The organism is Azospira sp. (assembly GCF_030247495.1).
Taxonomy (GTDB): Bacteria; Pseudomonadota; Gammaproteobacteria; order Burkholderiales; family Rhodocyclaceae; genus Azospira; species Azospira oryzae.
In genome coordinates, this window is record NZ_JAOTRW010000003.1 from 375,285 (window position 1) to 394,305 (window position 19,021).

A 19,021-nucleotide genomic window follows, 5' to 3' on the forward strand; every position below is an offset into this window, starting at 1 on the left:
CGGGGCGGCCGCTGGTTCCGAGTTGGGGGAAACGGGTAAGCTGGCAGGGGTAAGCTGGCAGCGGTGCGGATTTCTCATGGGAGATGGGCAGTGACAGGCAGCGTGGCGGGCCGGCTGGTGCCGGCGATGATGATTCTCCTGGCCTCCCCCGGGGCCCTGGCCGGCGCCTCGGCCTATGCGGCCGGCAGCGGCGAGGCCAGCGGCTGGGCCACCCGCGACAGCCAACTGGAAGCCAATCTGGCGGCCCTGGAGTTGTGCAACCGCCAGGCCCCCCGTCGGGATTGCGTGCTGGATACCACCAAGGCCGTGGTGCGGGCGGAGAACCAGGTGCAGGCTGCCTTCTCCCGCAGCAGCGCCGGCCTGCCGGACGCCCGCAGGCGGGCCCTGGCCAACTGCGGCGCCGCCAACTGCCAGGTGACGCTGGCCGTGACCCAGGCCGGTTTCTATGTCCTGGCCCGCTCCGAGCCGGATCACGCCGGCGACCGGCGTTCCTTCCTCACCTTCGGTTTTGCCGACCTCAACGAGGCCCAGCGCCAGGCGGTTCGCCATTGCGAAGAGGCGGCGGAGCGGCGCTGCAGCGTCGTCTGGAGCGGCGCCATCGCCGGCCTGCAGGCGGTCCGTTCCGCGCCCTGAGTCTGGTCGTTCCCGCCTTCAAGGTGTGCGGGGTGGCAGGGAGAATTTGGGGCGGATTTGGGGCGGATTTGGGGCAGATTCGGGGCAGATTCGGGGCAGATTCGGGGCAGATTCGGGGCAGATTCGGGGCAGATTCGGGGCCGGCTTGGTAGGCAGAGCGTCTGGCGGGATACCGCGGCTTGATTGATGCAATGACGTCGTCCGAGCCTTTTTTGTGCGGGCTGCTGGATCGTGACGGCAGTGGGAGGAAAAAGTGGCGGAGGCTGTGAGATTCGAACTCACGGATGGTTGCCCATCGGCAGTTTTCAAGACTGCTGGTTTAAACCACTCACCCAAGCCTCCGCAGTCGCCGGGAGCCTGCAGGACAGCGGGCCGGAGGGCGATGTGGGGCGCCATCATAGCACAGGCCGGCGGCCCTTTTGGCGGCGCCGGCGTGACCGCCCGGAATGCCTTTCTGTAACGGTGTGTAAGGGGGGCCCCCAGGTTTGCAACTTTGCCGGGGCCCGGTTAGTCTTAGCCGTTAACAAAAACCAACTCGTTCTTTTGGAGGACTCCATGCTTCCCCAGTATCAAATGACCGGTGCCGGCACCCAGGCCGGCCTTGCCACCCAGAACAAGGTGCTGCGCAACACTTACCTGTTGCTGGCCCTCTCCATGATCCCCACCGTCATCGGGGCCATGGTCGGCGTGCAGATGGGCTTCTCCTTCTTCGCCGGCAGCCCGATGATTTCCTTCCTGCTGTTCCTCGGCATCGCCTTCGGCTTCATGTGGGGCATCGAGCGCACCAAGAACAGCGGCATGGGCGTGGTCCTGCTGCTGGGCTTCACCTTCTTCATGGGCCTGATGCTGTCCCGCATCCTGCAGGTGGCCCTGGGCTTCTCCAACGGCGGTTCCCTGATCGCCATGGCGGCCGGAGGCACCGGTGCCATCTTCTTCACCCTGGCCACCGTGGCCACCGTGACGAAGAAGGACTTTTCCTTCATGGGCAAGTTCCTCTTCATCGGCATGGTGGTGATCCTGCTGGCGGCCGTGGCCAACATCTTCTTCCAGATCCCGGCCCTGGCCCTGACCATCTCCGCTGCCGCGGTGATGATTTTCTCCGCCTACATCCTCTACGACATCAGCCGCATCGTCACCGGCGGTGAGACCAACTACATCGTCGCCACCCTGTCGGTGTACCTGGACATCTACAACGTCTTCGTCAGCCTGCTGAACCTGCTGATGGCCTTCACCGGCGAGCGCGACTGAACGTTGCGCCAGCAGCATGCAAAAGGGGCGGCCCGTGGGCCGCCCCTTTTTTTATGGTCTGTCTCGAGTGTTATGGGTGTGTGGATCGGTGTGGCGGGTGCTGCGGGGTTCAGGCGGCCTGGCGCAGGCGCTGATCCCGGGCGGCCGCTTCGGCGGCTTCCTGGACCCGTTCCCGCAGTTCCTTGCCGGCCTTGAAGTGGGGCACGTGCTTGGCCGGGACTTCCACCTGTTCACCGGTCTTGGGATTGCGGCCCTGGCGGGCCGGGCGGTAGTTGAGGGAGAAACTGCCGAAACCGCGGATTTCCACCCGGTCGCCCCGGGTCAGCGCTTCGGCAATGGCGTCGAGCATCAGATTGACGGCAAAGTCCACATCCCGGGTGGTCAGATGGGGAAGCTTGCCCGTCAGATCGGCAACGAGTTCGGATTTGGTCATAGGGGGCGATTCTAACCCGACAGGCCCCCTCCTTTTCAAGGGGGCCGTTGAATTCAATGACTTATTGCAGGGGCTGCTCGCCGCCCAGGGCCTCCACGATGGCCGGCAGCAGGCGGGAGAATTCGCCGCTCATCAGGGCCAGGTCGGCCTCGAACTGCTCGGCGGCGTTCTCGGCCTGCTTTTCCGCCTCTTCCTTGACCACGTCGAGGAAGGCGACCCGCTTCACTTCCAGCTTCTCGGTGAGGATCAGGGAAATGCGGTCGTTCCAGGTCAGGGCCAGGCGGGTGGGCAGCTTGCCGGCGGCGATGTGCTGGCGCACGTCGTCCCCTTCCAGGGTGTGGCGCACGTAGCGCACGGCGGCCTTTTCCTCCACCGGGGATTTCAGTTCGCAGTCCCGGTCGATGGTGAAGGCGCCGGGGGCGTCGCCGCCGGCCAGCCAGTCGGTCATGGCCGCCACCGGGGACATGGCGGTGTTGAGGCGGGTGAGGGGGAATTCGTCGAGGGACTTGCCCAGCATCTCCAGCACTTCCTCGGCCTTGGAGGCGTTGCTGGCGTCCACCACCAGCCAGCCGCCGGCGGTGTCGATCCAGACGCTGGTACGGCGGCGGCGGGTGAAGGCCCGGGGCATCAGTTCGTCGCGCACCCGTTCGCGCAGCTCCTTGAGCTGCTTGCGGCCCACCGGATAGCCCTGCTGCACGGCCAGTTCCTCGGCCCGTTCCTGGGCGGTCTGGTTGACCACGGAGGAGGGCAGGAGCTTGTGTTCAACGGCCAGGGAGAGCAGCAGATAGGGACCCTGGGCGTGGGCCAGGGCGGGCTCGTCGGTGGGGGGTAGCCAGCCCTTGGTTTGCGGGTCCATGGGACCGCAGGGGTTGAAACGGTTGCGGCCCAGCTGGGTTTCCAGGGCTTCGGGGCTGGGTTTCCAGCCTGCGGGCAGACGGTAGATTTGCAGGTTCTTGAACCACATGGGCAATGGGATGGGTCTGAAAATGGACCCGCCATTCTACGCGCAATCCGCCCACAAACGCCCCGGCTTGGGGCTTTGATTTCGTCCATGGCGGGACGTCGCGGAAAGCGGCGCGCCACCAACGACCTGCCTGAAACCAAGCAGGGACGGGCGTTTCCGGCATGGGGTGGCGCCCAGGTCCGTCCTGCCTGCCTCCCGGGCAGGTGCCGCTGCGGCGTCCTCAGCCGTTCGGGGGCGTGGCGCTGCCGTGGCGGCCCAGGAGGGCGGTGATCTCGTCCGCCGGCATCGGCCGGGCCCGGAGGAAACCCTGCATCTGGGCGCAGCCCCGCTCGGCGAGGAAGGACCATTGCTGTTCCGTCTCCACCCCTTCGGCCAGGGTTTCCAGGCCCAGGTCCCGGGCCATGCCGATGATGGCGGTGGTGATGGCGGCGTCCTCCGCATCCTGGGGCAGGTCGCGGATGAAGGAGCGGTCGATCTTCAGCTTGTCCAGGGAGAAGCGCTTCAGGTAGGCCAGGCTGGAATAGCCGGTGCCAAAGTCGTCCAGGGCCAGGCGGATGCCCATGGCCTTGAGCTGGGCCAGGGTCTGGGTGTGGCGCTCGCCGTCTTCCATGAGCATGGATTCGGTCAGCTCCAGTTCCAGCCAGCAGGGCGACAGGCCGCTGGCGGCCAGGGCTTCCTGCACCAGGGCGGCCAGGTTGGCCTGGCGGAACTGTACGGCGGAAATGTTCACCGCCACCACCAGGGGCGGCAGGCCCGCGTCCTGCCAGGCCTGGGCCTGGCGGCAGGCTTCCCGCAGCACCCACTGGCCGATGGGCAGGATCAGGCCAGTCTCCTCCGCCACCGGGATGAAGCGGTCCGGCGGGATCAGGCCCTGCTCCGGCTGCCGCCAGCGCAGCAGGGCCTCGCAGCCCACCAGGGTGCCGCTGTGCAGGTCGTACTGGGGCTGGTAGTGCAGGGCCAGCTCCTGGCGCGCCAGGGCCTGGCGCAGGTTGTTTTCCAGCAGCAGCCGCTGGGACACCCGGGCGTTCATGGCCGCGGTGAAGTACTGGTAATTGTTGCGCCCGCTTTCCTTGGCCACGTACATGGCGGCGTCGGCGTTCTTCAGCAGGGTGTCGCCATCCTCGCCGTCCTCGGGGAAGACGGCGATGCCGATGCTGGGCGTCACCGCCAGCTCGTAGTCGTCGATGGCCAGGGGCGTGGCCAGGGTGAGCAGCAGCTTTTCCGCCACGCTGGCGGCCTGGGCCGGGCTTTCCAGCTGGGGCAGCAGCAGCACGAATTCGTCGCCGCCCAGGCGGCTCACCGTGTCGCTGGCCCGCACCGCCGTCAGCAGCCGCTCGCCCACCTGGCACAGCACCTGGTCGCCGACGGTGTGGCCGAGGGAGTCGTTGATGTTCTTGAAGCGGTCCAGGTCGAGGAAGAGCAGGGCCAGGCAGCTGCCGGCCCGCCGCGCGGCGGCGATGGCCTGGCCCAGACGGTCCTGCAGCAGCACCCGGTTGGGCAGGTTGGTGAGGGCGTCGTACTCCGCCAGGTGGCGCACCTGGGCCTCGGCCGCCTTGCGTTCGGTGATGTCGGAGAAGGCGGCGATGTAGTGGCTGGCCTGGCCGCCCTCGTCCCGCACGCTGCTGATGTTGAGCCACTCCGGGTAGAGGGAGCCGTCCTTGCGCCGGTTCCAGATCTCGCCGGACCAGGCGCCGGTGTCCCGCAGCTGGTGCCACATCTGCCGGTAGAAGTCGGCGTCGTGGCGGCCGGAGGAGAAGATGGCCGGGTTCTGCCCCACCACCTCTTCCGGCCGGTAGCCGGTGATGCGGGTGAAGGCCTGGTTCACGGTGATGATGCGGTTGTCGCCGTCGGTGATGACCATGCCCTCGTTGCCGCTCTCGAACACCTGGGCCGCCAGCTTCAGATCCCGGGCATTCTCCAGCAATTGGGCATTGCGGCTGTCCAGGTCCTCCCGGTACTGGCGGAAGAGGCGGGCCAGCCAGCCGGAGAAGAAGAAGGAGAAGAGCAGGGTGGTGCCGGCGGCGACGGCCAGTACCAGGGCCGTGGTGCTGATGTGCTGGCGCACCCCCGATTCCAGGGAACTGCGGCGGCGCGCCAGGTCTTCCTGCAGGTCGTCCAGGTAGACCCCGGCGATCAGCACCCAGCCCCAGGATTCCACCGGCCGCACCACGGAGAGCTTGGGCGACAGTTTGCCGGTGGCCGGATTGATCCAGTCGTAGCGGATGGGGCCGCCGCCCTGCCGCGCCAGGTCGAGAATGCGGGCGATGGTGCGCTGTTCGTCGCTGCCCCCCAGGCTCTCCAGGCGGCGCCCTTCGATGCCCGGGTTGGCGGGGGTGATGAGGATGTTGCCGTTCTCGTGCAGCACCGCCAGGTAGCCGTCGTGGGCGAAGCGCACCGAACGCAGGCGCTCCAGGGCCTCCCGCTGCAGGTCCACCTCCATCTGGTACAGGTAGTCGCCGGCACCGATGAGCCAGCCGAAGGGCTCGAAGTGGCGCACGTAGGCGATCTTGTCGGCCATTTCCTTCTCGTTGCCGGGGGCGTACCAGCGGTAGCGGGAATAGCCGTCGCCCCGGGTGCCCGCCTCGATCAGGCCGCGCATGATGTAGTGGCCGCTGTCGTCCCGGTTGTCGAGCAGGGAGCTGCCTTCCCGGCCCGGGGCCGTGGGCAGCAGGACGCAGTTGCCGGCCAGGTCGTCGATGAAGAAATAGCCCCGGCCGTCGAAGAAACGCAAGGGGCGCAGGGCCTCCACCACCAGGCGGCGGATTTCCTTTTCCGGGCGCCTGCCCTTTTCCTGGGCATAGATGGCCTCGGCCAGGCGCAGGGCCTGGTCCACCTGGACCTTGAGGCTGGTCTTGAGCACCGATTCGGTACGGGAGCGGACGAACTCCAGGTAGTTGCGCTTGGAATCCACCTCGGCCTCCAGCAGGGATTGCTGCTGTGCCAGGGTTTCCGCCTCCAGGGCCGCCAGGCTGGCCTCGAAATCCCGTTCGTGCTGCAGGGTGAAGTGGATGCCCAGGCCCAGGGTGAATACCAGGACCAGGGTCAGCATGCCGATGAGCTGCAGGCGGGGGAGGGATTTTTCGTTGATGACCAGAGACACGGGGAACGGCGGCGGAATTTCGAGCGCGAATATTACTATAGTTATATGCAGCAGTCGTGGGGAAACCCGGACGGCGCCGGCCTCCGGCGCTCCGCCCTGCAGCCCGGGGAGCAAGGCCGGCACCGGGTGCGGCCTTGCGGCCGGCGCAGGCGGCGGGCCGGCTTTCTGGTAGCATTGGCACCCTGTTTCGGTCCCGCCTCCATGCTCGCCTCTCCCCATCTCGTCGCTGATACCGCCGCCGTTTTCGAGCCGGGCGGCCCCCTGTCCGCCAACATCCCCGGCTACCGCACCCGCAGCCAGCAGGTGGAGATGGCCGAGAAGATCGCCGCCGCCATCGCCGACAACCGCATGCTGGTGGCCGAGGCCGGCACCGGCACCGGCAAGACCTACGCCTACCTGGTGCCGGCCCTGCTTTCCGGCGGCAAGGTGATCGTCTCCACCGGCACCAAGACCCTGCAGGACCAGCTCTTCAACAAGGACATCCCCACCGTCCGCGCCGCTCTCAAGGCCCCGGTCAAGGTGGCCCTGCTCAAGGGCCGGGCCAACTACGTCTGCCCCTACCACCTGGACCGCTCCCTGCTCGACGGCCGCTTCCAGAACCGGGAGGACGTGGCCTACATCCAGAAGATCGCCCGCTTCGCCAAGGAAACCCGCAGCGGCGACAAGGCCGAGTGCCTGGACGTGCCGGAAAACGCCACAGCCTGGATCATGGCCACCTCCACCCGGGAGAACTGCCTGGGCCAGGAGTGCCCCCACCACAAGGAATGCTTCGTCCTGCAGGCGCGCAAGGAAGCCCTCTCGGCGGATGTGGTGGTGGTGAACCACCACCTTTTCTTCGCCGACGTCATGCTCAAGGACGAAGGCATGGCCGAACTGCTGCCGGCCTGCAACGCGGTGATCTTCGACGAGGCGCACCAGCTGCCGGAAACCGCCAGCCTCTTCTTCGGCGACAGCTTCTCCACCTCCCAGGTCCTGGACCTGGCCCGGGACGCCCGCAGCGAGGGCCTGGCCAGCGCCCGGGACTGCCTCGACCTGCAGGAGGCCACCCGCATCGTGGACAAGGCCGCCAAGGACCTGCGCCTCACCGTCGCCGTGGAGCCGGCCCGCTACGCCTGGGGCCAGCTCGAGGGCAACGCCCAGTTCCTCGACGGCCTTGCCAACCTGGAAAAGGAACTGGAGCTGCTCAACGCCATCCTGGAAAACCAGGCCGAGCGCAGCGAGGGCCTGGAGAACTGCTGGCGGCGCAATGGCGAACTGCTGCAGCGCCTCGTCCAATGGCGCCAGGAGCAGCCCGGGGTGGTGCGCTGGGGCGAGGCCTTCAACCATTCCCTGCAGCTCAACGCCACCCCCCTGGATGTGGCCCGCCTCTTCCGCAAGCAGCTGGACGGCCATCCCCGGGCCTGGATCTTCACCTCCGCCACCCTGGCGGTGCAGGCCGACTTCTCCCACTACTGCAACGAGCTGGGCCTGTGGGACGCCGAATCGGCCCGCTGGGAAAGCCCCTTCGACTACGGCCAGCAGGCCGTGCTCTACGCCCCCCGGGACATTCCCGATCCCAACCTGCCCGGCTTCACCGAAGCCGTGGTGGAGGCCGCCTGGCCCGCCCTCAAGGCCTGCGGCGGCGGCGCCTTCTTCCTGTGCACCTCGCTCAGGGCCATGCGCCGCACCCACGAACTGCTGGCCGCCAAGCTGGAGGACGAGGGCCTGGAAATGCCCCTGCTGCTCCAGGGCGAAGGCAGCAAGACCGAGCTGCTGGAACGCTTCCGCCGCCTCGGCAACGCCGTCCTGGTGGGCAGCCAGAGCTTCTGGGAGGGCGTGGACGTGCGCGGCGAGGCCCTTTCCCTGGTGGTCATCGACAAGCTGCCCTTCGCCCCGCCGGACGACCCGGTGCTCAAAGCCCGGGTGGAACAGATGGAAAAGGAAGGCCGCAGCGCCTTCATGGAATACCAGCTGCCCCGGGCCGTGATCAACGTCAAGCAGGGCGCCGGCCGCCTCATCCGCGACGAGACGGACCGGGGCGTGCTGATGATCTGCGACCCCCGGCTCATCACCAAACCCTACGGCAAGCGCGTCTGGCGCAGCCTGCCGCCCATGAAGCGGACCCGGGATTTGATCGAAGTCCTGGATTTCTATGCCGCCCTCCAGCCCAATTGACCCCATGACGGCCGCCATCCTGCCTCCCGTTCCCCGCCTCGACGAGCTTTCCCCGGATTGCCGGGAGGCCGCCGCCCACCTCAACCGGGACTGCGCCTGCCTGGCCCTGGACCACGCCGCCCTGGAGGCCCAGCTGGAAGGGGAGGGGGGCAACGGCGATTTCTACCGGGCGCTGCGGGAGAGCCGGCCCCACCTCTTTTCCGACACCATGGTCTTCGTCGGCGAGGCCCACCTGGAAGCCATGGCCGAGCTGGCGGCGGCGGTGGACGAGGTGGCGCACCTGCCGGCCTACCAGGCAGCGGTGCTGGCCTGGGCACCCCAGAGCGCCCGCTTCACCCCGCCCAATGCCGGCGTCTTCCTCGGCTACGACTTCCACCTCACCGTGGACGGCCCCCGCCTCATCGAAATCAACACCAACGCCGGCGGCGGTCTGCTCAACGCCAAGCTGGCCCGGGCCCAGCGCGCCTGCTGCGCTACCGTCAGCCACTTCCTGCCGGAGGCCGGCGGGGTGGAAGCCGCCTTCCTCGCCATGTTCCGCGAGGAATGGCGCCTGGCCCGGGGCGAGGCGCCCCTGCGCCGCATCGCCATCGTCGATACGGCGCCGGCGGAGCAGTACCTGGCCCCCGAATTCGAACTGTTCCGCCGTCTCTTCGAAGCCGCCGGCATCGCCGCCGTGGTGGCCGACCCCGGTGAATTCACCTACCGGGACGGCGTGCTGTGGCACGGCGGCCAGCCGGTGGACCTGGTCTATAACCGCCTCACCGACTTCGCCCTGGAAGAGCCGGCCAGCGCGCCGTTGCAAGAGGCCTACCTGGCCGGTGCCGCGGTGATCACGCCCCATCCCCGGGCCCACGCCCTCTTTGCCGACAAGCGCAATCTGGTGCTGCTCTCCGACCCGCAGCGGCTGGCCGAGTTGGGCGTGCCCGAGCCTTGCCGCCGCATCTTCGCTGCCACCATTCCCCCCACCCGCCTGGTGCGGGCGGCGGAGGGGGAACAGTGGTGGAGCCAGCGCAAGCAGTGGTTCTTCAAGCCCGCCGCCGGTTTTGGCAGCCGCGCCGCCTACCGGGGCGACAAGCTGACCAAGCGGGTGTTCGAGGAAATCCTTGCCGCCGGCCAGGACGACGGCACCGCCTACGTGGCCCAGGCCCTGGTGCCCCCCTCGGAGCGCCGCGTCTTCTCCGGCCCCGCCGCCGGCGACAGCCACGCCCACCTGAAACTGGACATCCGCGCCTACGCCTACCAGGGCCAGGTACAGCTGGCCGCGGCCCGCCTCTACCAGGGCCAGACCACCAATTTCCGCACTGCCGGCGGCGGTTTTGCCGCCGTCTTCGCCGTGCCCTGCCGGGAGGAAAAGTGATGGTGGAGGCAGTGCGTCCCCCTCGGGTTTTCGGCTTCACCGGCACCAGCGGCTCCGGCAAGACCACCCTGGTGGAGCAGGTCATTCCCCGGCTCATCGCCCGGGGCTGGAAAGTCTCCCTGATCAAGCACGCCCACCACGGTTTCGACCTGGACACCCCGGGCAAGGATTCCTACCGCCACCGGCAGGCCGGCTGCGGCGAAGTGATGGTCACCTGCGGCAGCCGCTGGGCCCTCATGCACGAACTGCGGGACGAAGCGGAGCCGACCCTGGCCCAACACCTGGCCCGCTTCGCCCCCTGCGACCTGGTGCTGGTGGAAGGCTTCAAGCAGGAGGCGATACCGAAAATCGAGGTGTATCGGGCCGCCAACGGCAAGGCGCCCCTGTATCCTGAAAATCCCCACATCGTCGCCGTGGCCACCGACAGCCCGGTGCACACCGCATTGCCGGTGCTCGACGTGAACGATGCGGAAGCGGTGGCCGCTTTCGTCATGGACTATTTCAAGCACCCACAGCGATGATGCAAAGCCAAGACTCCAAGGATGACGCCCATGCTCAGTTTTGAAGACGCCCTGGCCCAGTTGCTGGCCGCTGCCAAGCCCGTCAGCGAAGTGCGCTGGCTGCCCACCCAGGCCGCCGCCGGCCGGGTGCTGGCCCAGGACCTGACCTCCACGGTCAATGTGCCGCCCCTGGATAACTCCGCCATGGACGGCTACGCCGTGCGCGCCGCCGACATTCCCGTGCCCGGCACCGTGCTGCCGGTCTCCCAACGCATTCCCGCCGGTTCCGTCGGCACCACCCTGGAACCGGGCACCGCCGCCCGCATCTTCACCGGCGCCCCGGTGCCTCCCGGCGCCGACGCCGTCATCATGCAGGAACGCTGCGAGCATGCCGGCGAAGGCCGGGTCAGTTTCCAGCACGTACCCAAGGCTGGGGAGAACATCCGCCGGGCCGGGGAAGATGTGGCCAAGGACGCCCGCATCCTCGCCGCCGGCACCCGCCTGGGGCCGGCCCAACTGGCCTTCGCCGCCTCCGTCGGCCTGGCCGAAGTGCCCGTGTATCGCCGCCTGCGGGTGGCCACCTTCTTCACCGGCGACGAGCTGGTGATGCCGGGCCAGCCCCTGCCGGCAGGGGCCATCTACAACTCCAACCGCTACGCCATCGTCGCCCTGCTGGAACGCCTGGGTTGCGAAGTGAAAGACCTGGGCCAGGTGCCCGACAGCCTGGAAGCCACCCGGGCTGCCCTGCGCGAAGCCGCCGACGCCGCCGATCTGGTGGTGACCTGCGGCGGCGTCTCCGTGGGTGAGGAAGATCACGTCAAGCCCGCGGTGGAAGCCGAAGGCAGCCTCAACCTGTGGAGCATCGCCATCAAGCCGGGCAAGCCCCTGGCCTTCGGCGAAGTGCGCCGCAGCGAAGGCGAAAGCGCGGGGCAGGGCAGCGCCGCCTTCATCGGCCTGCCGGGCAACCCGGTCTCCGCCTTCGTCACCTTCCTCATGCTGGTGCGGCCCTTCATCCTGCGCAGCCAGGGCGCTACCGAGGTGGCCCCCCGGGCCTACTCCCTCCCGGCTGCCGGCGAGTGGAAAAAGGCCGACAAACGCCGCGAATTCCTCCGTGCCAGCCTCACCGCCGAAGGCTCCGTGGCCCTCTACCGCCATCAGGGCGCCGGGGTCATGGCCTCCCTGGTGGAAGCCACGGGCCTCATCGACAATCCTCCGGGTCAGGTGATCCAGGCCGGCGACACCGTGCGCTTCCTCTCCTTCTCCGAACTCCTGGGCTAAGGTTCCATCATGATCAAGGTGCTCTATTTCGCCGGCCTGCGGGAAGCCCTGGGCACGGCCGCCGAGGAAGTCTCGCCGCCCCTCGACCTGCTCGACGTGGGCGCCCTGCGGGCCCACCTGGCGGCCCGGGGCGGCGACTGGGAAAAACTGCTGACCACCAAGAACCTGCGCTTCGCGGTGAACCAGGATATGGCCCGGGCCGACACCCCGGTGCACGACGGCGACGAAGTGGCCTTCTTTCCGCCGGTCACCGGCGGCTGATGCGGCTGATTCCCTGAAGGAGCGAACATGAGCGTCCGCGTGCAGCAAGAGGATTTCGACCTGTCTGCCGAAGTGGCGGCCCTGCGCGCCGGCCAGCCCGGCGTCGGTGCCGTGGCCGCCTTCGTCGGCCTGGTGCGGGACATGAACGAGGGCAGCGGCGTTTCCGAGATGGCCCTGGAGCACTATCCGGGCATGACGGAGAAGGCCCTGGAGGCCATCGTCGCCGAGGCCAGGGCGCGCTGGGACATCCTCGGCGCCCGCATCATCCACCGGGTCGGCACCCTGCAGCCCTGCGACCAGATCGTGCTGGTGGCGGTGAGCAGCGCCCACCGGGGCGAGGCCTTCGCCGCCTGCGAGTTCATCATGGACTACCTGAAGACCCGGGCCCCGTTCTGGAAGCGGGAAGTGACCCCCGCCGGCGCCCGCTGGGTGGACGCCCGGGAAACGGACGACTCCGCCGCCGCCCGCTGGGAGAAGGGCGGAAAGTAGTCACCTGTGAGGTGGGCTGGAAGGCAGGAACGACGCCACTCTCCACTATGCCAGGCCTGGGGCGCCCGTCCCTTCTGCCTCTCCAGGGAGAGCGAAATCTGTAGCCGTTTTTTTCATGGCTCCCAGCCCGGATTTGGTTGTTGCCTGGCGTGGCATCGCCGGGGTCCGGCAAGTCCGTTTGTTCCGGGGTTGTGCAAATGTCATGAGTTGATATGATGCGCGGGTCCAATTTTCTGCCGCCGCTTTCGCTGCCGCGGCCATTCCGCCATGAACCGTTTTTCTTTTGCCGCTTCCTGCATCGCCTTTGCCGTTACCTTCAGCCAGCCGGCCGCCGCGGGCCTCTTCGGTCCTGCCAGCGAGCCCCTGCACAGCGATGCCCTGATGCAGAAGCTGCGCTCCGCACCGGTGGTGCTCAACGTCCGGGGCAACCTGCTTCATATCCGTTCCAAGGGGGGCGAGGTCGGCGGTTTTCTGCTCGGCATGATAGCTGGCAGCGCCTTGGCCTCGGGGACGTCCTCCGGTCCGAGCACCAGTGCTCAGCAGTTGCAGCGGCAGCTGGACGCCAATGTCCAGATCGCCACCACTTTCAGCCAGAACGTGAATAGTGCGATTGTCAGCGCCGCCGAGGCCCAGACCGCCAAGCCCCAGGCTCAGGTGGCGAAGGAGGGGCCGGTCCTGGCTGTCAGCCAAGAACTCCTGGCCAGTTTGTCCCAGGTGTCGCAGTTGAATATCGCCACCGCCGGCGCTGAGCGCAGTGCTTCTGCCGCCGACCTGCAACTGACGGTTTCCCAGCCCCAGTGGCAACTCGACTATTCCATGCTGTCGAGCGACTACACCCTGCGCTACAACGTCAGCGTGCAGCTCTACCAGAAGGAAAGCGACACGATCTACTTCAAGGAGTCCTGCCAGGGCGAATACGGGGAGAAGATGCCCCAGGAAGAATGGGAACGGGATGAGTTCGGCGCCCTGCAGAATGCTTCCCGGGAGATCGCCAAGCGTTGTGCGGCCGAGTTGCAGGGCAAGCTGGGATTGGCAACCGGGGCGGTTGCAATGGCGGAGGAACCCACCGGTACGGTGCCAGCTGTGGTGTCGTCGGCCCCCACCGAGGCCGGGGCACCTGCCGTTGCTGGAGAGCCTGCTGCAGATACTGGCCAATAACGCTCGGGCGGCTCATGGCCGTCACAGGGATTGATCAAGCCGCCGTCAGGCGGCTTTTTCATGGGGGATTGCCGGCCTCCGGCCGACGCCGGATGACCATGGCGGGTACGGGGTGCGGTGGTGCTTCAGTCATTGGGAGCCTTTGGCCTGCCCCATGAAAAAGGCCGCCCGCAGGCGGCCTTGGCGTGGTCGGCGGTGTCGCCTAGTGGGTCTTGAAGCGGCTCACCGAGCCGTGCAGTTCCAGGGACAGTTCCTGCAGGTGGCGCGCCGCCTCGGCCGTGTGGGCGATGGCGTTGGCGCTGTCCTCGGACATGCGGGCGATGCGCTCGATGCTCTGGGCCATGTCGCTGGAAGTGGTGCTCTGTTCCTTGATGGAATTGGTGATGTCGTTCACCACCTGGGTCACCCGCTGGGCGCCGTCCCGGATGTTGTTGATGGATTCGCCGGCCTCGTTGGCCAGTTCCACCCCCTTGTCCACCTGATTCACGCCCAGTTCCATGCTGGCCACGGCGTTGCGGGTGCCCGCCTGGATCTTGCTGATGGTGTCGGCGATTTCCTGGGTGGACAGGCTGGTGCGTTCGGCCAGCTTGCGCACTTCGTCGGCCACCACGGCAAAGCCCCGGCCCTGTTCCCCGGCCCGGGCGGCCTCGATGGCGGCGTTCAAGGCCAGCAGGTTGGTCTGGTCGGCGATTTCCTTGATGGTGTTGACGATGGAGGTGATCTGGTCGGACTGGCGGCCCAGTTCTTCGATGATGGAGGAGGAGGCCTGTACCGCTTCGGCGATCTGGCGCATTTCCTGGGCAGCGTTGTGGATGACCACGGTGCCCTGCTGGGAATAGTCGCCGGACTGGGTGCTGATGGCGTGGGCTTCCCGGGCGTTTTCCGCCACCTGGTCGATGCTCACGGTCATCTCCTGCATGGCGGCGGCCATGGAGGCGGCGGATTCGCTCTGCTCCCGGGCCGAACCGGTGACTTCCTCGGAGGCCCGCATCAGCTGGGCGGCGGCGGTGGACAGCTGTTCGGCGCCGCCGACGATGCTGCCGATCATGCTGCGCAGGGTTTCCTGCATTTCCTTCATGCTGGCGATGAGGCTGGTGGAATCGCCGGCCTCGGTGCGGATGTCCACCGTCAGGTCGCCGGCGGCGATGCGCTTGGTGATGACCGTGGCCTCGTGGGGTTCGCCGCCCAGGATGCGCAGCAGGCTGCGCCGCACCAGGAACAGGGAGACGCTGATGAGGCCGCCGATGGCCAGGCCCCAGATGAGGAACTTGATGGCTTCCTGCTTGAAGATGGCGTTCACATCGTCGGTGTAGATGCCGCTGCCGATGACCCAGCCCCAGGGCTCATAGCCCTTGACGTAGGAGATCTTCGGCACCGGGTCCTCGAAGCCGGGCTTGGGCCACAGGTAGTCGACGAAGCCGGCGCCCTGTTTCTTCACCGTCTCGTTGAATTCGCGGAAGAGGTACTTGCCGGCCTTGTCCTTCAGCTGGTCCAGCTTCTTGCCGTCCATTTCCGGCTTGATGGGGTGCATCACCATCAGGTCGTTGAGGTCGTTGATCCAGAAATACTCGATCTTGTCGTAGCGCAGGTCCTTGATGGCGGCGATGGCGGCCTGCTGGGCTTCTTCCTTGCTCAGCTTGCCCGCCTGGACCTGCTTGTCGTAGTGGGCCACCAGACCGTGGGCCACTTCCACCAGGTTGCGCACCTTTTCCTGGCGATCCCGCATGAGCAGGGATTTTTCCGTGGCCAGCACCACGGCGAACAGCACCACCAGGCTCAGGACCGTGATGCCGGTGAGCCAGAGGAACTTGGTACGAATGGAAACGGGTTTTCCGGTAGTCATGGTGTCTTCCTCCACAGGCGCCCGGACGGCATGCCTGCTCGTTGTTTTTTTAAGGCAGAGCAAATCTGCTGCGGAGATTCTAGCCGAAACTGGGCTCGTCCCGACAAACGCCGCTGTCCGGAAACGACGATTAGGCGCCTGTCCTACGCCGATGTTCTAAAAACAGGATGCCGTGGGAATAGGGGCGCGAAAGCTGGGGATGTAGTGAAAAGCGCCATATACAATAACGATTTTCGCTACACACAAATGAATCGGCTCCTGATAGGTGGGCCAGGTCCGGCGCCCTAAAATGGTGAGTTTGGTCGGTAGGTCCAGGGCCGATGCTGCCTCGACGTTCTGCCTCAATCCGGTCCGGATGGGTTGCAGCGTACGGATGGAAGCTCCTGTGGTCCCCAGCAAGGCGTGGGGGAGGGGAACAGGACGTAGCGCAATACATCGTTTGTTCACAACAAGAATACACCGGCCTTTTTCTGGGCTCAGTTCCATTGCCGCCGAATCTCAGCCTATCTCCGGGAGGAGCGGTCGGGGCGGGCGGCAAGGGGGGCGCCATTAGCGACTAGGACATGCTGGAGGAAGGAATCATGGGAGGAATCTGGCCGGACTTCCTGACTGCGCTGATTCTGGTCGGCATCGGGTGGTCCTGCAGCCTGCTGCTGCTCGACCGGGAAACCATTCCCCGCCTGCTGTCCTCCCTCAACCTGGGGCGGCTGCTGCACCTCTCCCTCGAATCGTCGGACCTGGGCATCTGGTGCTACGAGCATCAGCAGGACCGCATCTTCCTAGATGGCCGCGCCAGCCTGCTGCTGGGCCTGCCGACCCGGGCGGCGCGTCTGGCCGAATTCCTCGAATGCGTGGTGCCGGAAGACCGGGAGCGCATCCGCCGCATCTGGCTGCATCCGCCGACGACGGCGGCGCCGGGGACGGTGGAATTCCGCGTTGGCGACTCGCACCGGGGCCTGCGTCATCTCTCCCTCTCCTCGGGTCTGCCCGGCCGTGGCGGCAAGCGCCGGCGCCGGAGCGGGGCCATGGCCATGGGCACCCTGCAGGATGTGACCGAGCGCAAGAAGGTGGAGATTGCCCTGCGCGAGAGCGAGGCCCGCTTCTCCACCATCTTCCGCACCTGCCCGGCGGGCATCGCCCTCTGCCGGGTGGCCGACGGCTTCCTGGTGGACGTGAATCCCGCCTTCCTCCATATCTACGGCCTGGAGCGGCAGGAGGTCATCGGCATGACATCCTTCGCCCTGCATCTGTGGGGCTCGCCCCAGCAGCGGGAGGTGGCCCTGGCCTCCATCCTCATCGACGGACGGGGCTACCAGAGCGAGCGCTCCATCCGCCGCCCGGACGGCCAGGTGCGCCACCTGCTGATCTCGGTGGACCTGGTCTTTCTCGACAGCGAGCGCTACCTGCAGTGGACCCTGCTGGACGTGACGGAGAACCGGCGCAGCCAGGCCCTGGCCAGCCGCAACGAGATTCTCACCAACGCCATCATGAATTCCCTCGACGTGGCCGTGGCGGTGCTGGACCGGGAGGGCAACATCCTGCGCACCAACCGCAAATGGTCCGAGTTCGCCCTCGGCAACGGCGCCGGCGAGGAGCTGGCGGCAGGGGTGGGGCTCAACTATTTCGAGGTCTGCCGCCGCTCCTTTCCCGAGGCTTCGGCGACGGAAGCCCTGGCCGGCATGCAGGCGGTGCTGGAGGAAAGGCTGCCGGTGGCCAGCATCGAGTATCCCTGCCATGGTCCTGCCGGCGAGCGCTGGTATCTGCTGTAGGCGACGCCCCTGGGTTCGGGCCTGCAGGGCCTGGTCACCATCCACATGGACATCACCGCCCGGCGCCAGGCGGAAGAGGGCCTGCGGCAGCGCCTCATGCTGCAGGACAAGCTGGCCCGGGTGGCGGCCTCGGTGCCCGGAGTCATCTATTCGATCAAGCTGCGGCCTGACGGCACTTTCTGCATTCCCTACGCCATGCAGGGCTCGGTGGACATCTTCGGCCTGCGGCCGGAGGACCTGACGGAGGACCTGGGGCCGGTCCTCAGCCGCATCCACGGCGCCGACCAGGAACGGGTGCTGGCGGTGGTGCTGGAGTCGGCCCGGACCATGGCCCCCTGGCACTGCGAGTTCCGCGTGCATCATCCCCAGGGGCGTGCGCTGGGTGGAGAGCAAGGCGGTGCCGCGGCTGGAGGACGACGGTTGCGTCATCTGGCACGGCTACATCCACGACGTCAGCGCCCGCAAGCAGGCCGACGCCGAACTGATGCGCTCCCGGGACCAGCTGCGGGCCCTCAACGAAGGCCTGCAGCGGGTGCGGGAGGAGGAGCGTTCCCGCATCCCCCTGGAAATCCACGACCAGCTGGGGCAGAGCCTGACCGTGCTGAAGCTGGAGATGGCCTGGCTGCGGGCCCGCCTGCTGGGCGGACAGGCGGAGGAAAAGGCCCGGCTGCAGGAGGTCGGCCGTCTCATCGACGACACCCTGCGCGCCGTGCGTACCATCTCCTGGGATTTGCGCCCCGGTGTCCTCGATACCCTGGGCCTGGGGGCCGGCGTCGAGTGGCTGGTGGACGACTTCCGCCGCCGCCTGGGCATCCGCTGCAATGTGGCGGTGCCCCGGGAGCGCCTGGAGCTGCCGGATGTCCTGGCCACCCACCTGTTCCGCATCTGCCAGGAACTGCTGACCAATGTGGCGCGCCATGCCCAGGCCAACCGGATCGACGTGAGCCTGGGCCTGACCGAGGGCCGGGTGCTGCTGGAGGTGCGGGACAACGGCAGGGGGATGCCGAAGCTGCCCGCCCACGGCCATTCCCTGGGCTTGCTGGGCATCAAGGAGCGGGCGGCCCAATGCGGTGGCGAGGTGCACATCGCCACCCGCCCGGAAATCGAGGGCACCCGGGTGCGGGTTCTCGTTCCACTCATAACAAGGGAGACGGATATTGGAAATATTGGTCATTGACGACCATCCCGTCGTCAGCCGGGGCATCAGCCAGATCCTCGACCAGGAACACGACATGCGAGTGGCGGCCCAGGCCGGCACCATCGACGAGGCCCTGCTGCTGCTGCGACAGCGCAGCTTCGACGTGCTGGTGCTGGATGTGAACCTGCCGGGCCGCAACGGCCTGGAGGCCCTGCCGGAAATCCACCGCATCGCGCCGGCCATGCCCATTCTCATTTTCAGCATCCACTCGGAGGAGCACCTGGCCATGCGCGCCCTGAAGAACGGTGCCAGCGGCTTTCTCAACAAGGAAAACGCACCGGAGGAACTGGTGCGGGCAGTGCGCAAGCTGGCCGCCGGCGGCACCTATGTCAGCGCCCGCCTGGCGGAGTGGCTGGCCCTGGAGGTGAGCGGCCGGCGCCAGTGCCTGCCCCACGAGAACCTCTCCGACCGGGAGTACCAGGTGATGTGCCTGCTGGCGGCGGGGCGCTCCGTCTCCCAGATCGCCGAAACCCTGCACCGCAGCCCCAATACCATCAGCACCTACCGGGCCCGCATCCTGGCCAAGATGGGCATCCGCAACAATGCCGAACTGACCCTCTACGCCATCAACAACCGCCTCATCGCCAGCCCGCCGGCCCCCTTCTAGGGCCATTCCGTACGGCTCGAGCTTTCCCC

At 67.3% G+C, this 19,021-nt stretch carries 16 protein-coding genes, 1 tRNA gene and 1 pseudogene; 13 read left to right on the forward strand and 5 right to left on the reverse strand.

What is annotated here, in order from left to right; all coding sequences use genetic code 11:
* Positions 1-126: 126 nt before the first annotated feature.
* Positions 127-633 carry a DUF4189 domain-containing protein gene (locus OEL49_RS05185; RefSeq protein WP_152089417.1) on the forward strand — a complete coding sequence of 169 codons (507 nt, stop codon included), beginning with the start codon at positions 127-129 and terminating at the stop codon, positions 631-633.
* Positions 634-887: 254 nt separating this feature from the next.
* Here OEL49_RS05185 and OEL49_RS05190 read toward each other — a convergent pair.
* Positions 888-975 (reverse strand) — tRNA-Ser (locus tag OEL49_RS05190).
* 213 nt (positions 976-1,188) lie between these two features.
* Here OEL49_RS05190 and OEL49_RS05195 point away from each other — a divergent pair.
* A complete protein-coding gene (locus OEL49_RS05195; protein WP_014237205.1) occupies positions 1,189-1,881 on the forward strand; it encodes a Bax inhibitor-1/YccA family protein in 693 nt (230 codons plus the stop codon).
* Between the two features lie 109 nt (positions 1,882-1,990).
* On the opposite strand, the gene OEL49_RS05200 is transcribed toward OEL49_RS05195, so the two are convergent.
* From OEL49_RS05200 to OEL49_RS05210, 3 genes are all read right to left on the reverse strand, one after another.
* Complete coding sequence (locus OEL49_RS05200) at positions 1,991-2,314, reverse strand: integration host factor subunit beta (RefSeq protein WP_014237206.1); 324 nt, start codon at positions 2,312-2,314, stop codon at positions 1,991-1,993.
* A 61-nt stretch (positions 2,315-2,375) separates the two neighbouring features.
* Entirely contained in the window at positions 2,376-3,278 is a 903-nt protein-coding gene (locus OEL49_RS05205; RefSeq protein WP_014237207.1) for a recombination-associated protein RdgC, read from the reverse strand.
* Positions 3,279-3,498: 220 nt separating this feature from the next.
* Positions 3,499-6,378 carry a bifunctional diguanylate cyclase/phosphodiesterase gene (locus OEL49_RS05210; protein WP_014237208.1) on the reverse strand — a complete coding sequence of 960 codons (2,880 nt, stop codon included), beginning with the start codon at positions 6,376-6,378 and terminating at the stop codon, positions 3,499-3,501.
* A gap of 201 nt (positions 6,379-6,579) precedes the next feature.
* Here OEL49_RS05210 and OEL49_RS05215 point away from each other — a divergent pair, with 201 nt between their 5' ends.
* The 7 genes from OEL49_RS05215 (at position 6,580) to OEL49_RS05245 (ending at position 13,575) form a co-directional block, all read left to right on the forward strand.
* Positions 6,580-8,532: an ATP-dependent DNA helicase gene (locus tag OEL49_RS05215; protein ID WP_130458284.1), complete on the forward strand. Its 1,953-nt coding sequence runs from the start codon at positions 6,580-6,582 to the stop codon at positions 8,530-8,532.
* Positions 8,533-8,536: 4 nt separating this feature from the next.
* The gene (locus OEL49_RS05220) at positions 8,537-9,889 is read left to right on the forward strand and encodes a hypothetical protein (RefSeq protein ID WP_287874143.1); all 1,353 of its coding nucleotides are present in this window, start codon (positions 8,537-8,539) and stop codon (positions 9,887-9,889) included.
* Positions 9,889-10,410, forward strand: a complete 522-nt coding sequence (gene mobB / locus OEL49_RS05225) for a molybdopterin-guanine dinucleotide biosynthesis protein B (protein WP_287874144.1) — start codon at positions 9,889-9,891, stop codon at positions 10,408-10,410. The genes OEL49_RS05220 and mobB overlap by 1 nt, the downstream gene beginning before the upstream one ends.
* 30 nt (positions 10,411-10,440) lie before the next feature.
* A complete protein-coding gene (glp, locus tag OEL49_RS05230) occupies positions 10,441-11,667 on the forward strand; it encodes a gephyrin-like molybdotransferase Glp (RefSeq protein WP_014237212.1) in 1,227 nt (408 codons plus the stop codon).
* Positions 11,668-11,676: 9 nt separating this feature from the next.
* Positions 11,677-11,928, forward strand: a complete 252-nt coding sequence (moaD, locus tag OEL49_RS05235) for a molybdopterin converting factor subunit 1 (protein WP_014237213.1) — start codon at positions 11,677-11,679, stop codon at positions 11,926-11,928.
* A gap of 27 nt (positions 11,929-11,955) precedes the next feature.
* Positions 11,956-12,417: a molybdopterin synthase catalytic subunit MoaE gene (gene moaE / locus OEL49_RS05240; RefSeq protein WP_014237214.1), complete on the forward strand. Its 462-nt coding sequence runs from the start codon at positions 11,956-11,958 to the stop codon at positions 12,415-12,417.
* 267 nt (positions 12,418-12,684) lie between these two features.
* Positions 12,685-13,575, forward strand: coding sequence for a hypothetical protein (locus OEL49_RS05245; protein ID WP_287874145.1), 891 nt, complete (start codon positions 12,685-12,687; stop codon positions 13,573-13,575).
* 202 nt (positions 13,576-13,777) lie between these two features.
* Here the strand turns inward: OEL49_RS05245 and OEL49_RS05250 are convergent, their stop codons facing one another.
* Entirely contained in the window at positions 13,778-15,418 is a 1,641-nt protein-coding gene (locus OEL49_RS05250; RefSeq protein WP_287874146.1) for a methyl-accepting chemotaxis protein, read from the reverse strand.
* 581 nt (positions 15,419-15,999) lie between these two features.
* Between OEL49_RS05250 and OEL49_RS05255 the strand changes: the two genes are divergently transcribed.
* The 4 genes and pseudogenes from OEL49_RS05255 (at position 16,000) to OEL49_RS05265 (ending at position 18,992) form a co-directional block, all read left to right on the forward strand.
* Entirely contained in the window at positions 16,000-17,187 is a 1,188-nt protein-coding gene (locus OEL49_RS05255) for a PAS domain-containing protein (RefSeq protein WP_287874147.1), read from the forward strand.
* 195 nt (positions 17,188-17,382) lie between these two features.
* Positions 17,383-17,502, forward strand: a pseudogene (locus OEL49_RS17390) (hypothetical protein); the annotation flags it as partial.
* Between the two features lie 58 nt (positions 17,503-17,560).
* A complete protein-coding gene (locus OEL49_RS05260; RefSeq protein WP_287874148.1) occupies positions 17,561-18,364 on the forward strand; it encodes a sensor histidine kinase in 804 nt (267 codons plus the stop codon).
* Entirely contained in the window at positions 18,345-18,992 is a 648-nt protein-coding gene (locus OEL49_RS05265; protein ID WP_014237218.1) for a response regulator, read from the forward strand. The genes OEL49_RS05260 and OEL49_RS05265 overlap by 20 nt, the downstream gene beginning before the upstream one ends.
* Positions 18,993-19,021: the final 29 nt, after the last annotated feature.